Origin of the sequence: Pseudomonas sp. BR20 (genome assembly GCF_050780135.1) — a bacterium.
GTDB lineage: Bacteria > Pseudomonadota > Gammaproteobacteria > Pseudomonadales > Pseudomonadaceae > Aquipseudomonas.
On record NZ_CP172012.1, the window covers coordinates 1,997,227 to 2,010,347 of the forward strand.

The window sequence follows — 13,121 nt, forward strand, 5'->3', positions numbered from 1 at the left end:
GGCTTCTGGGGCGCGGGCAGGTATGCACGACTCAATTCCATCCGCGCACCGCGTCTGAATTACTACGAGACTATTGGGCCACTTAGCTCGTGGAAATGGACACTGGAGGGGCTGTCCCCAGCATAGAGTCATAATCCCTTAGGGAAATATTTGCTCACGTTCAAGTGACTACTGCGAGCTGACCCCGAGAGAGTCATGCAATGAATGCATGCTCACATGCGCAACCTCTCCACTTTCCATCTCTATCAAACTCAACGCGCCGTCCGAAAAAGAACAACCCGTATCGATATAAACGACATTGCCCAATGCATGCACATGGGGGACTGTCGAGTGGCCCACATATAACTTATCCAGACCTGTGATCAATGCCTGGTTTTGCTGCTCTATTTTTTCCCTGGCATAGAGTGCGGTTTTCAACGCTTGTTGTTGCGTAGTTTCTCCACACACTCCACTGATAGCGTCTTTCGCGTCCTGCCAACTGTGGGTGGCGCATGAAAGAAAAGCTTCAGCATGGACGATGCCGATTTTTCGACCATCCGATAAGCCGATCTCAATCATTACTGGGAGCGTTTGCAGTACGTTGTAAATCTCGGTCTGGACACTGGGCGACAGCGCATAAAGCCACGCTCCGCCGTTTCGTGTGTGCCTGTTGATGTCGCCACGACCGCAGAGGCAATCAAGAAGCATCTGTTCGTGGTTACCGCGTACGCCGTAAAACCAGGGTTCGCTGAGCCACTTCAATACGTCTATAGAGTCAGGGCCTCTATCAATAAGGTCGCCCACACAAAACAAGCGATCCTGTAGTGTGTTGAAGTTTACTTTTTTCATGAGTGACGCGAGTAGCTTGAAATGCCCGTGAATATCACCCACCACGAAGTCGCGGCCCTTTGGGTTGGATTCAAATACTTCGATGGTGTACATGTTCAGGGCTTCGATGGGGTGGACATTGGCGGACTATATCATTGCCAACGCCTCCGAAAACCTGGCATCCCCGCCAAGGCGGCAACCTGAACCCTCCCTGACAGCCAGCAAAGTTTCATGATTCCCTACACCGTTGAGGTCTACGATCTTGCTCAAGAGAGGCCCCCCGCGCCTCCAGCTCCTAGGGAACTGAAAAAATGATCTCGAACCTCGTCAAAGTCGCGATGGTTACTGGTACGTTGCTGTTGGGTGCTTGTTCTTCGGGTTCGTCCGGTGTGAGCAGCGACCCTTGCTTTTCAGGCGGGTGCCAGGCGTTTGGTGACCACAGCCCCAGCAAGGCCGCGAAGATGAATTTTGGCGGCAGTGGGCTGGGGAGTAGTTATGGGGAGTTTGGGGCGGGGCTGTTGCATGATGATTGATGGCGCATCGCATATAGCCCGGCGGGGCAAGCGCCCTTGTCGCCGAGGGAGGTGAGTCAGCCCGTTACCACGACCCCTTTATGGAAAATCTCGCGCCTGGCGCGGCGGCTGATGTTTTCATGTTTGCTTGACGTGTAGATTTCGTCAAAGCGAGCGCGATCAACGCCGTCGTAGTTGCCAAGCTCTTGCAGCACCCTCCGGTCGTAATCCTCTTCGATCATGAACCGGAAAATCTCCCGCCGATAATAGAACCCAAATTGAAACGCCAGCACCTCGGACAAGTAATCCGTTGGCGTGAGAAAGCAGTTTTCCAGGTCGATGGCCCTGGCGTGCGTCGGCTGCTCCAGGTTGATCATCACATTGTTTGCCCAGAAGTCCATGTGCACTACGCCTTTGCTATGCAGGCAGCGCAACAGTTTGAACGACGCGGTGATCAGGCTCTGAATGTCACGCTTCTGGTTGAGCCATTCCAGGCCATTAAGGTAACCCTCCAGCATCTCGGTAAAGATGAAGAATTCCTGGATCAGGCCAAGCGCTGACTTTCGGTAACCGAACCCATACAAGCCAGCAATCGGTGCACCGCGTTTCTGGGCGCCGAGGGTGTTGATGACCTCTTCGACCGGCCAGTCAAACGCACCGTCTCGCTTGGCGCGCCCGAAGGTCACTCGCAATTTGGGTCTGAGGCTGTCCAGCGGCTGGGATTTGGCGAACAGGTTGGCTTCCATCCCTTTGAGCGGTGCGCTGATGCGGTCTGTCAGTTGGTGTCGCGTGTCGATCAGGTCCTGAATCGCCTGCTGCGTTCTGTGGTCGGTGGGAGCGATGGTGAAGATCGTCGCGTTGCGATGAGTGAGTGTCATCGGAAAACTCTGTAATACACCTGTGTCAGGAAAGCTCACAGCACGTCCTTGTCATTTGGAATAAACATGACGGACATGTTACAGCTTGTGTTTATTGGATCCAACCTGAACCTTAGCTGAACGGAAGTGAAACAGTCTCCATTACACCGATTATTCGCTGTTCCTGACAATTGAAGTGTGCTTATAGGCCCGGGGCGCTTAATGCCCTCCCTGCATCCGCCGTGCTATCAAGTAGATACCGAGCCCAACCAGCGCCGTGGCTGCGCCTATGTAGCCGGTGCTGGTCCAGCCGTATCCGGCTGTAATCGCCAACCCGCCAAACCACGGCCCCAGTGCGTTCGCCAGATTGAACGCCGCGTGGTTCGATGCCGCTGCGAGGCTTGGCGCTTCGTGGGCGATGTCCATCAGACGGATCTGCAACGGCGCGGCCAACGACACCATGGTGCCCACCAGACCCATGCTCAGCAGCACGCCCCATAGCGAGGACGCCGCGAGGGGGAAGAACAGCAACACGGCCATCGACCACACCAGAATCCAACCCACCGCGCGAAACTGCATGCGGTCAAACAGCTTGCCGCCGGCGATGTTGCCGATAATCCCGCCCACGCCAAACGCTGCCAGACCAAATGGAATCCACTGCGGCGACACTTTGGTCACTTCCAGCATGGTCGGCGCCAGGTAGCTGAACACGCAGAACATGCCGGCAAAACCGATGGCACCAATCGACAGGGCCATCCACACCTGGGGTTTGGTGAAGGCGCGCAGTTCCTTGCGTGGGTCGCTGCGTTGTTCGTCGTGGCGATGGGGCACGAATTGCCAGACCAGGGCGATGGTGCACAGGGCGATCACGCTCACCAGTGCAAACGCCGAGCGCCAGCCCAAGTGCTGGCCGAGGAAGGTGGCGATGGGGTTGCCGAGCAGCATTGCGAGGGTCAGGCCCATCATCACCCGCGCCACGGCGCCGGCGCGTTTGTCGTTGGGCACCATGCTCGAGGCGACCACGGCGGCAATGCCGAAGTAGGCGCCGTGGGGCAGGCCGCTGATAAAGCGGAACGCCACCAGTGAGCCGAAGGACGGGGTGAAGGCGGTGGCGAGGTTGCCCAGGGCATACAGGCCCATCAGCAACAGCAGCATATGTTTGCGCAGCAGCTTGGCGCCGAGGATGGCCAGCAGTGGGGCGCCGACCATCACGCCCAATGCATAGGCGCTGATGGCGTGGCCGACTTGGGGTTCGCTTAAACTTAGGTTCTGGGCGATGTCGGGCATCAAACCCATGATGGCGAATTCGCCGGTACCGATAGCGAAAGCGCCCACGGCCATGGCAGCTTCCATTTTTGCGGCGCTGCGCGCGGGCAGCACATGCCCGGGAGTTTGGTGGATAGACATGGATCGCTCTGTGTTGAAGGGTGATACGGGGGAAAGCCGCCGATGCTACGCAAGCAGCGACGAAGGTGTCTAGAACAGCCTTTTTTGGCAGAGTTCAGTTTCATTAAACACCCTGTGACCCCACGTCGCGTTTGCCACGCTTGACATCCGCGCGTTAAAACCAGCGATTTAGAGCTGTCAATTGGCCAAACGACGCATAAACGCCGTTTAGCGTGATATTCTGCGCGCCGTCTTGGTCTAGTCTTTCCTCGGTACGTACATCCGTATACGTCCCGGCGGTTGGCTGTCGCCCAGGTAGCTGAAGCCAATAATGATAAGAAGTCAGCGCAGAAGGGACATAAAAGTGAGGTCGATACGTCGGCCTTGTGTGCCCACCCTGCGGTCCCCGAGTGACTGTGCAAACCCCGCGGTGCGTTGCCTGGCGCAGCGTGATTGAGGGTTGCCCATGATCAGGGGCGGTGGGGCGGATGGCGTTTTATCATAGGTGCTACTGATGTTTAAAAAAGTAAACACTGCCCTGCTGGGGCTGGCTTTGTCGATGGGGATCACGTCCGTTCACGCGGAAGAGGCAAAGAAAGTCGATGTGCTGCTGATCGGCGGCGGCATCATGAGTGCAACCCTGGGTGTCTGGCTTAACGAACTGGAGCCGGGCTGGTCGATGGAAATGGTCGAGCGCCTCGATGGCGTCGCCGAAGAAAGCTCCAACGGCTGGAACAACGCCGGTACCGGTCACTCGGCCCTGGCTGAGTTGAACTACACCCCGGAAGACAAGAACGGCAACGTTGAGATCCCGAAAGCGGTCGAGATCAACGAAGCGTTCCAGATCTCCCGTCAGTTCTGGTCCTGGCAGGTCCAGCAGGGCGTGCTGAAGAACCCGCGTTCGTTCATCAACGCCACACCGCACATGAGCTTTGTGTGGGGCGATGACAACATCAAGTTCCTCAAGAAGCGCTACGAAGCCTTGAAGGCGAGCCCACTGTTCGCCGGCATGCAGTACTCCGAAGACCCGGCGCAGATCGCCAAATGGGTTCCGCTGATGATGGAAGGGCGTGACCCGAACCAGAAAATCGCGGCTACCTGGAGCCCGCTGGGTACCGACATGAACTTCGGCGAGATTACCCGCCAGTTCGTCGCTCACCTGCAAACCACGCCTAAGTTCGACCTGAAACTGTCGAGCGAAGTGCAGGACATCACCAAGAACGCCGACGGCTCGTGGCGTGTCAGCTACAAAAACCTGAAAGACGGCACCAAGACTGAAACCGACGCCAAGTTCGTGTTCATCGGCGCCGGCGGCGGTGCACTGCACCTGCTGCAAAAGTCGGGCATTCCTGAAGCCAAGGAATACGCAGGCTTCCCGGTCGGCGGCTCGTTCCTGGTGACCGATAACCCAACCGTCGCCGAGCAGCATCTGGCCAAGGCCTACGGTAAGGCTTCGGTTGGCGCGCCACCGATGTCGGTTCCGCACCTGGACACCCGCGTGCTGGATGGCAAGCGCGTGATTCTGTTTGGCCCATTCGCCACCTTCTCGACCAAGTTCCTGAAAGAAGGCTCGTACCTGGACCTGCTGACCAGCACCACCACCCACAACATCTGGCCAATGACCAAAGTCGGTATTCGTGAATACCCACTGGTCGAGTACCTCGCCGGCCAACTGATGCTGTCGGATGACGACCGCTTCAAGGCGCTGCAAGAGTACTTCCCGAACGCCAAGCAATCCGACTGGCGCCTGTGGCAAGCCGGTCAGCGCGTGCAGATCATCAAGCGTGACGAAGAACAGGGCGGCGTCCTGAAACTCGGTACCGAAGTAGTCAGCTCCGCCGACAACACCATTGCAGGCCTGTTGGGTGCATCGCCAGGCGCGTCCACCGCGGCTCCGATCATGCTGACCGTGCTGCAGAAAGTGTTCAAGGACAAAGTCGCGACCCCTGAGTGGCAGGCAAAACTGCACCAGATCGTACCGAGCTACGGCACCAAGCTGAACGACAGTCCTGAGGCTGTTGCCAAGGAATGGGCCTACACCGCCAATATCCTGCAACTGCCTGCGCCGCCCGCGATTCCGCAACAGGCTGCTCCTAAGGCCACCGAGGCCGCCAAGCCTGCGGCTGAGCCGAGCAAGCCGGCGTCTGACCTGGCGCTGTAAGCTGCTGGCGAGGTCCTGAGTCAGGACCTTACCGCTAACAAAAAGCCCGCTGAACCGGTAACGGTCAGCGGGCTTTTTTATGGGTTCAAGTGCGAGAGCGCTCGACAGGCGGCAGTTCAACCGTACGCTCGGCGGCGGCCAGCGCTGCCTTCAAGCCAGCCTGGTCCAGCGGGACGCAATAGGCAGGCTTGCCGCGTTCCAACCGCCAGCTGTCATCCAGGCTACCGGCATCCACGGCGTCGAAACCCAATTCGTCGAGTAGCGTGATGACGCGTGCCTTCGCTGCGGCGTCATCCGCTGCAACCGGCAACGCTCGGCGGTCGGGGGCCCCGTGGGGGCGGGCGTCCTGCGTCAGATCGGGAGCGAAGATCGCGTTGAACACTTTCACCACATGTGAATGGGGCAAATGCTCGGCGAGCAACCGGCTGGTAGTGGTTTCAAAGCGATCCAGTACCGGGATATGGCCGTCGCGGTTCGGGTAATAATTATTGGCGTCCATCACGGTCTTGCCCTCCAGCCATTGCGCCGGGACGCTGCGGTAATGCTCCAGGGGAATGGCCACGAGCACCACATCGCCGAATTTGGCGGCGTCGTCGGCACTGCCCACCTGCACGCCGAGTATGCCGCTCACTACGCTGCTCATGGTGTGGGGGCCACGGGAGTTGCTCAACATCACTTCGTGTCCGGCCGCCAGCGCCAGTTGGGCCACGGCGCGCCCGATAAAGCCTGCTCCAATAACACCAATCTTCATGGTCTTGCTCCAATGAATGGGGGAGCGGTTATGATGATTGGCAACCAATTGGCGATAAATCGTCGTTTTGGTGTGGATGTTGTTACTGGGAGTAGGGAATGATGGATCGCCTGTCGAGCATGAATGCCTTTGTGATGGCTGCAGAGTTGGGCTCGTACGCGCGGGCTGCCGAGCGCTTGAGCATATCGCCGCAGATGGTGGCCAAGCATGTCACCGCGCTGGAGCAGCGCCTGGGCGCTCGCTTGCTTAACCGCACCACACGAAGGCAAAGCCTGACGGAACTGGGGAGCGCGTACTACGAGCGTTGCAAACATATCCTGATAGAAGCCGAGGCTGCCGACTCACTGGCGCAGATCATGAACGATACGCCGCGCGGCAAGCTGAAAATCACCGCTCCCGTCACCTTCGGTTCCTACAGCCTGATGCCGTTGATTACCGGGTTCCTGCGCGACAACCCGGATGTGGAAATTGACTTGCACCTGACCGACCGTTTCGTGGACCTGGTGGATGAGGGCTATGAAGCCGCTTTTCGTATCGGCCCCCTGGCGACCACCGGACTGACAGCCAGGCCACTGGCACCTTACCGCCTGGTGGTCTGTGCTTCGCCGGAATACCTGGCGGCACGCGGTACCCCGAAGGCCCCGGCGGATCTTGAGCATCACGAATGCCTCGGCTACGCCTTCTGGTCGCGGCCGGCGGATCGCGAGTGGGTGTTCTACCAGGATTCGACGCCTTACAAGGTGCAGGTTGCCAGCCGTTTGCAGATCAATGAAAGCAGGGCCTTGATGTCCGCCGCTATGGATGGCTTTGGCATCGTGCTCGGCCCGGAAGACTTTTTGCGCGGGGCATTGGCCAGGGGCGAATTGCGCCGAGTGCTGGCGGACTATGAAGCGCCGAGCCGGCCGATGCACCTTGTCTACACAGCGAACCGCCAGCGGACGGCCAAGCTGAGACGCTTTGTCGAAGCAGTGTTGGGACGCTTCGGTCACCCTTGATGTGCGCTGCTTCAGCAATCCGACAGATATAACCTGTTAAAAAAGTACCCAGGCCTGAGCAGGAGCGCGGCTGAAAAACGGGGGCATTTTTACCGGTGCAGGTGTTGGGCGATAACGCTCGAGGGGGTTGTATGTTGTTACGTTACGCGGCATTAGCGGCAGTTGTGGTCGCGGCGTCCGGGTGTGTGCAGGAGCGCGTGGTGCATGAGCGACGGCCTGTACAGCGTGAATATGTCGAGGTGGTTGCGCCACAACCGCCGCCGGCCCAGATCATCGAAGTCGAGCCTGCCGTACGTGAAGGTTACATATGGTCACGTGGTTACTGGCGCTGGGAAGGCGGGCGCTACGTTGCTGTACACGGCCATTGGGAGCCGGTGCGCGAAGGCTATCGTTATGTGCATCCGCATTGGGTGCAGCGCAATGATGGTTACCACTGGCAGGTGGGTGGCTGGGTTCGTTGAACCCCGACTAGGAGGGCTTCTTTGTACCCAGGAGCCGTACTTCCCGCAGCAGCGCGGCACCGAGTTGATCGGTGCCCAGTTCCCTGTATCCCACGGCCTTGACCTCTCCGTTCTCTTCGGCCTGGATGATGATCACCGGTGTCTCTTTGCCGCTGGCTTCGTCGATGTGAAAAGCGTATTGGGGAATATCCACCTTGATCGGCGTACCCGCCGCTTTGCCTTTCACATTGATCAGGAACGCTGCGCAGCCGGTGTCGACATCCACACTGGTGGCAGAGCGCCCGCTGACGAAGCAGCTCTTCGGCAGGTCGGGCCAGATGATCTCGGCCAGGGCGAGGGACGGCGTCAGGGCCAGGGCAGCAAGAAGAAGCGTGCGCACGTGGGGCTTTCTCTCGATCAGGGATTAGCGCGACTTTTACCAAAGCCTGCCCGTCGCCGCAATGTTCCGGCTCAGCCCAGACGTTTCATGCCCGCTGCCTTGGCCGCACTGAGGTCAAAGGTGGCGGTGTATTCGCACCCGGCGGCGTGGCCGCAGCGCTCTATCAGGCAGTCGGCGAAATCGGCGTTGTTGGCCGTGAACCGTCGAAGCGCCTGCCAGATGACTTCGGCATGTTCGATGGTCAATTCACGGGTGCGCAGCAGGGTTTCCAGAACGACGACAATGTCATTTTTGGCGGATTGGTAGCAGCTCTGTAATACCCACACCAGCTCCACCACGGAGACCAGGCTGACAAACCCTGGCGAAAGTGTGGTGAGGGACTCGATCAACTCGGATGCCTTGGGGGATTGAACGGGATCATCCTGGGTGACGTAGCGCACCAGTACATTGGTATCCAGTCCGATCATCCAGCCTTCGCTCCCTGCGCTGCGATGGCGCGGTTCATGTCGTCAATGGACACAGCCCTGGCAGGCTTCTGGATCAGCCCCTTGAGATCATGGACCGTCTTGCTCGCTGCAATGATGGAAAACTTGCCATCTTCCGTTTCGACGAACTCGACGCGGTCGCCTGTTTCCAGGCCAAGTGCGGTCCTGACTTGGACGGGGATGGTGATTTGCCCTTTTGAGGTAAGTGTGGCGGTCGCCATAGTAAAGATCTCCAACATGATGCTCCTTACCTTAGGGTAAGGAATGATGGAGGACAATATCCGTTGGTCCATAGGTCGCTCTTCTGGTGGGGTGAGTCGGCCTCATAAAAACTAGTCCGAACTCAGTCCTGCCGCACGCTTACCCACGCCGCAAAGCGATACAAACTATGACCGACCGCCAGTTGAAGCCTGGCGGCTGTCATCAAGCGCGCGGCAGTGCCGGGCTAGCTCACTGCACCACGCGATAGCACGGTACATATGCCGCGCCGCCCGGCAACTTCATGCGGTGCTGGGCGACAAACGCCTGCAACAGCTCATCCAGTGGCTTCATGATGGCCGGGTCGCCGTTGATCTCGTACGGGCCGTGTTGTTCGATCAGGCGAATGCCCTTGTCCTTGACGTTACCGGCCACGATCCCGGAGAACGCGCGGCGCAGGTTGGCCGCCAGCTCATGGGGCGGCAGTGCGTGGCTCAGTTGCAGGCTGGCCATGTTTTCGTGGGTCGGGTCGAACGGGCGCTGGAAGCCTTCGTCGATCTTCAGCAGCCAGTTGAAGTGGAACGCGTCGTTGCGCTCACGGCGGAACTGCTTCACCGCCTTGAGGCCGGCAGTCATCTGGCGGGCCACTTCGGCCGGGTCGTCGATGATGATCTGGTAGTGCGCCTGCGCGGCTTCGCCGAGGGTGGCGCCGACGAAGGCGTGCAGTTGTTGCAGGTACGGCGCGGCTTGTTTCGGCCCGGTGAGAATGACCGGGAAGGGCACGTCGCGGTTGTCCGGGTGCATCAGGATGCCCAGCAGGTACAGAAACTCTTCAGCCGTGCCGGCACCGCCGGGGAAGATAATGATGCCGTGGCCAACGCGCACGAAGGCTTCCAGGCGCTTTTCGATGTCCGGCAGTATCACCAGTTCGTTAACGATGGGGTTCGGCGCTTCGGCAGCAATGATGCCCGGCTCGGTCAGGCCCAGGTAACGCCCGCCGGTGATGCGTTGCTTGGCGTGGGAAATGGTCGCACCCTTCATCGGGCCTTTCATCACGCCAGGGCCGCAACCGGTGCACACGTCGAGGCTGCGCAGGCCGAGTTCGTGGCCGACTTTCTTGGTGTATTTGTATTCTTCGGTATTGATCGAGTGCCCGCCCCAGCACACCACGATCTTCGGCTCCACGCCCGGGCGGAGCGTGCGAGCGTTGCGCAGCAGGTGGAATACGTAGTCGGTGATGCCCTGGGAGTTGCTCAGGTCGATGCGCTGGCTGTCCAGTTCGTTCTCGGTGTAGACGATGTCGCGCAGGGCGCTGAACAGCATTTCGCGAGTGCTGGCGATCATTTCGCCATCGACGAAGGCGTCGGCGGGGGCGTTCAACAACTCCAAGCGCACGCCACGGTCCTGCTGGTGGATGCGCACTTCAAAGTCTTTGTAGGCGTCGAGGATGGTCTTGGCGTTATCGATATGCGCGCCGGTGTTGAGGATCGCCAGGGCGCACTGGCGAAACAGAGTGTAGATGCTGCCGGTACCGGCTTCGCTCAGTTGCTGGACTTCACGTTGGGACAGGGTTTCGAGGCTGCCCTTGGGGCTGACGGAGGCATTGATGACTTGGCGTTGGGGCATTCTGATTCCTTGAAAACGCAGCCACCGCACCTGTCGAGATGCGATGACGTGAGAATGGTGGGCGCAGGTTAGAGCGCACGAGCCGGATATTTACCTCAGGCGCAGGGCCGAGCGCAAATACCGTCCAACACCATCATGCCGCAGAACTTACTCAATCAGCTTCCAGTTTTTGTAGAAAACTCGACGCAGGGTAAAGACCATCCCGGCAAACCCCGCGATCACGGCGTTAAGCACCGACGGCAGCGGCGTAGGCCGTACGATGTCGATAAACAGGCAGTAGCGCTTGGCGTCGTTCTTGTTGAAGGACGCATGCATCAGCGTGTCATCAAAGATAAACAGCGGGTCGTCATGCCAGTAGTGCTTGTGCTTGCCGACCTGGATGTACACGCCGTCGTGATGGGGCGCCGGTGCCATGTTGTAGAGCACGCGGAACATCATGCGCAGCGGGCCGAAGTGAAAAGACGTCGAGCGGTTTTCGTTGAACACCGACACGCCGATGGTTTTCACGAACGGCAGTTTTTTGCGCAGTTCAGGAATATCCAGGGTGGTTTCGATCGGCCGCCCGTACCACTGGAAAAACAACATGCCGCGTTTCTTCTCGGCCATGCGCTCGTCTAGGTAACCGATGATTTCATCCTTGTGGGCCATGGCGTCATCGAGCACCCGTTGCAGGTCTGCACGCCAGGCGGGCGGCAGGTCGCGCATCGTATAAACGTGACGGTTGCGTGAGCTCAGCAGGTCGAACAGGGTGTTGAACGGTGCCAGCAGCCAGGTATTGCGGCCACTGCCGATAAAGTATTTCTTGAAGGTGGGCTTGTCATACAGGCCGTTACGCAGGAAGTCGTAAACGCCGCACACCAGTACCAGGCAGAGGAACACCAGCGTGGTTTCGGGGAACACATCGATAATCAGCAGCACGCCGAGTACCCAGGCGACCGATACCGCTTTCTTACGCAAAGCAGACTTGTTCATGCAACTCAGCTCCAGAAGGACGCCATTCGACAGGTCCGGATCCGTGGCTGCGAGTGGTGGGGTTTTGAAACATAATGAAACATCTTCGTCATGATAAGGCGTTCAGCAGCGGATTGGCGTTTTAAATAGTGCGAAATTGTGAAGGCTCGACACAGTCTTTAACCCTGGTGGGCTCGTGTGGATTGGATTTTGTAAACGGAAGATTTGCGACTATCGTGACGCTTCGGTTTTTCGGACGTCATAGACCGGTACGATTGAAGTTGAATGGCCACCATTGGCCTTCGGCACCTTGGAAGAGGCAGAAATTTTATGATCATCAAACCGCGGGTTCGTGGCTTTATCTGTGTGACCGCTCACCCTGTTGGCTGTGAGGCGAACGTCAAGGAACAGATCGACTACGTAACTGAGCACGGCGCCATCAACGATGGCCCGAAGAAGGTGCTGGTCCTCGGCGCTTCCACCGGCTACGGCCTGGCCGCGCGCATCAGTGCTGCGTTTGGCTGCGGCGCCGACACCCTGGGCGTGTTTTTTGAGAAAGAAGGCGAAGAAGGCAAGCTGAGTTCCGCCGGCTGGTACAACAGCGCTGCGTTCGAGAAGTTTGCCGTCGAAAAAGGCCTGTACGCCAAGAGCATCAATGGCGACGCGTTTTCCGACGAGATCAAGCGCCTGACCATCGAAACCATCAAGAAAGACCTGGGCAAGATCGACCTGGTCGTCTACAGCCTGGCCGCGCCACGCCGCACCGATCCCAAGACCGGTGAAGTCTACAACTCCACCCTCAAGCCAATCGGCAAGGCTGTGACCCTGCGCGGTATCAATACCGACAAAGGCGTCGTGGTCGACACCACCCTCGAGCCTGCGACCCAGGAAGAAATCGACGGCACCGTGAAAGTCATGGGCGGCGAAGACTGGCAGCTGTGGATCGACGCCCTGCGTGACGCCGACGTACTGGCCGAAGGCGCCAAGACTACCGCGTTCACCTACCTCGGTGAGAAGTTGACCCAGGACATCTACTGGAATGGCTCCATCGGCGAAGCCAAGAAAGACCTGGACAAGAAAGTCCTGACCCTGCGCGACAACCTCGCTGCACTGAAGGGCGACGCCCGCGTGTCGGTACTCAAGGCGGTGGTCACCCAGGCCAGTTCCGCAATTCCGATCATGCCGCTGTACTTGTCGTTGCTGTTCAAAGTAATGAAAGAGCAGGGCACCCACGAAGGCTGCATCGAGCAGGTCTACGGCCTGTTCAAGGACAGCCTGTACGGCAGCGAACCGAAGCTTGACGCCGATGGTCGCTTGCGTGCCGACCTGGCTGAACTGGAACCGAAGGTTCAGGACGCCGTGGCGGCACTGTGGAACCAGGTCACCGACGAGAACGTCAACGAGATCAGTGATTTTGCCGGCTACAAGGCTGAGTTCCTGCGCTTGTTCGGCTTTGAAGTCGAGGGTGTGGATTACGAAGCTGACGTCAATCCGACCGTGAAGATCAACGGCTTGATCCAAGCGTAAATGATGTGACTGATAGCGGCCTGAT

General features: G+C 58.6%; 14 protein-coding genes. 5 read left to right on the forward strand and 9 right to left on the reverse strand.

The window, feature by feature from the left end:
* Positions 1-168 precede the first annotated feature (168 nt).
* The gene (locus tag ACHPFG_RS09065; RefSeq protein WP_431702163.1) at positions 169-921 is read right to left on the reverse strand and encodes a metallophosphoesterase; all 753 of its coding nucleotides are present in this window, start codon (positions 919-921) and stop codon (positions 169-171) included.
* A 197-nt stretch (positions 922-1,118) separates the two neighbouring features.
* Between ACHPFG_RS09065 and ACHPFG_RS09070 the strand changes: the two genes are divergently transcribed.
* Positions 1,119-1,340 (forward strand): hypothetical protein, encoded by a 222-nt coding sequence (locus tag ACHPFG_RS09070; protein WP_431702164.1) that lies wholly within the window; start codon positions 1,119-1,121, stop codon positions 1,338-1,340.
* A gap of 56 nt (positions 1,341-1,396) precedes the next feature.
* On the opposite strand, the gene ACHPFG_RS09075 is transcribed toward ACHPFG_RS09070, so the two are convergent.
* Complete coding sequence (locus ACHPFG_RS09075) at positions 1,397-2,236, reverse strand: lipopolysaccharide kinase InaA family protein (RefSeq protein WP_431702165.1); 840 nt, start codon at positions 2,234-2,236, stop codon at positions 1,397-1,399.
* A 159-nt stretch (positions 2,237-2,395) separates the two neighbouring features.
* Positions 2,396-3,583 (reverse strand): MFS transporter, encoded by a 1,188-nt coding sequence (locus tag ACHPFG_RS09080; protein ID WP_431702166.1) that lies wholly within the window; start codon positions 3,581-3,583, stop codon positions 2,396-2,398.
* Positions 3,584-4,076: 493 nt separating this feature from the next.
* Between ACHPFG_RS09080 and mqo the strand changes: the two genes are divergently transcribed.
* Positions 4,077-5,723 carry a malate dehydrogenase (quinone) gene (mqo, locus tag ACHPFG_RS09085; protein ID WP_431702167.1) on the forward strand — a complete coding sequence of 549 codons (1,647 nt, stop codon included), beginning with the start codon at positions 4,077-4,079 and terminating at the stop codon, positions 5,721-5,723.
* Between the two features lie 85 nt (positions 5,724-5,808).
* On the opposite strand, the gene ACHPFG_RS09090 is transcribed toward mqo, so the two are convergent.
* Positions 5,809-6,522, reverse strand: a complete 714-nt coding sequence (locus tag ACHPFG_RS09090) for an NADPH-dependent F420 reductase (RefSeq protein ID WP_431702168.1) — start codon at positions 6,520-6,522, stop codon at positions 5,809-5,811.
* Between the two features lie 50 nt (positions 6,523-6,572).
* On the opposite strand from ACHPFG_RS09090, the gene ACHPFG_RS09095 reads away from it, so the two are divergent.
* Both ACHPFG_RS09095 and ACHPFG_RS09100 read left to right on the forward strand, forming a co-directional pair.
* A complete protein-coding gene (locus ACHPFG_RS09095) occupies positions 6,573-7,469 on the forward strand; it encodes a LysR family transcriptional regulator (RefSeq protein ID WP_431702169.1) in 897 nt (298 codons plus the stop codon).
* A 131-nt stretch (positions 7,470-7,600) separates the two neighbouring features.
* Positions 7,601-7,930: a YXWGXW repeat-containing protein gene (locus ACHPFG_RS09100; protein ID WP_131698969.1), complete on the forward strand. Its 330-nt coding sequence runs from the start codon at positions 7,601-7,603 to the stop codon at positions 7,928-7,930.
* Positions 7,931-7,937: 7 nt separating this feature from the next.
* On the opposite strand, the gene ACHPFG_RS09105 is transcribed toward ACHPFG_RS09100, so the two are convergent.
* The 5 genes from ACHPFG_RS09105 to ACHPFG_RS09125 all read right to left on the reverse strand — a co-directional run bounded on the left by ACHPFG_RS09105 (position 7,938) and on the right by ACHPFG_RS09125 (position 11,590).
* Positions 7,938-8,309 (reverse strand): hypothetical protein, encoded by a 372-nt coding sequence (locus tag ACHPFG_RS09105; RefSeq protein ID WP_167656124.1) that lies wholly within the window; start codon positions 8,307-8,309, stop codon positions 7,938-7,940.
* A 71-nt stretch (positions 8,310-8,380) separates the two neighbouring features.
* The gene (locus ACHPFG_RS09110; RefSeq protein WP_431702170.1) at positions 8,381-8,776 is read right to left on the reverse strand and encodes a PIN domain-containing protein; all 396 of its coding nucleotides are present in this window, start codon (positions 8,774-8,776) and stop codon (positions 8,381-8,383) included.
* Entirely contained in the window at positions 8,773-9,030 is a 258-nt protein-coding gene (locus ACHPFG_RS09115; protein ID WP_131699039.1) for an AbrB/MazE/SpoVT family DNA-binding domain-containing protein, read from the reverse strand. The genes ACHPFG_RS09110 and ACHPFG_RS09115 overlap by 4 nt, the downstream gene beginning before the upstream one ends.
* Before the next feature lie 214 nt (positions 9,031-9,244).
* A complete protein-coding gene (gene ppnN / locus ACHPFG_RS09120) occupies positions 9,245-10,618 on the reverse strand; it encodes a nucleotide 5'-monophosphate nucleosidase PpnN (RefSeq protein ID WP_131698972.1) in 1,374 nt (457 codons plus the stop codon).
* Positions 10,619-10,765: 147 nt separating this feature from the next.
* Positions 10,766-11,590 carry an aspartyl/asparaginyl beta-hydroxylase domain-containing protein gene (locus tag ACHPFG_RS09125; RefSeq protein WP_431702171.1) on the reverse strand — a complete coding sequence of 275 codons (825 nt, stop codon included), beginning with the start codon at positions 11,588-11,590 and terminating at the stop codon, positions 10,766-10,768.
* A gap of 309 nt (positions 11,591-11,899) precedes the next feature.
* Between ACHPFG_RS09125 and fabV the strand changes: the two genes are divergently transcribed.
* Positions 11,900-13,096: an enoyl-ACP reductase FabV gene (gene fabV, locus ACHPFG_RS09130; protein ID WP_167656127.1), complete on the forward strand. Its 1,197-nt coding sequence runs from the start codon at positions 11,900-11,902 to the stop codon at positions 13,094-13,096.
* The last annotated feature ends 25 nt before the right edge of the window (positions 13,097-13,121 follow it).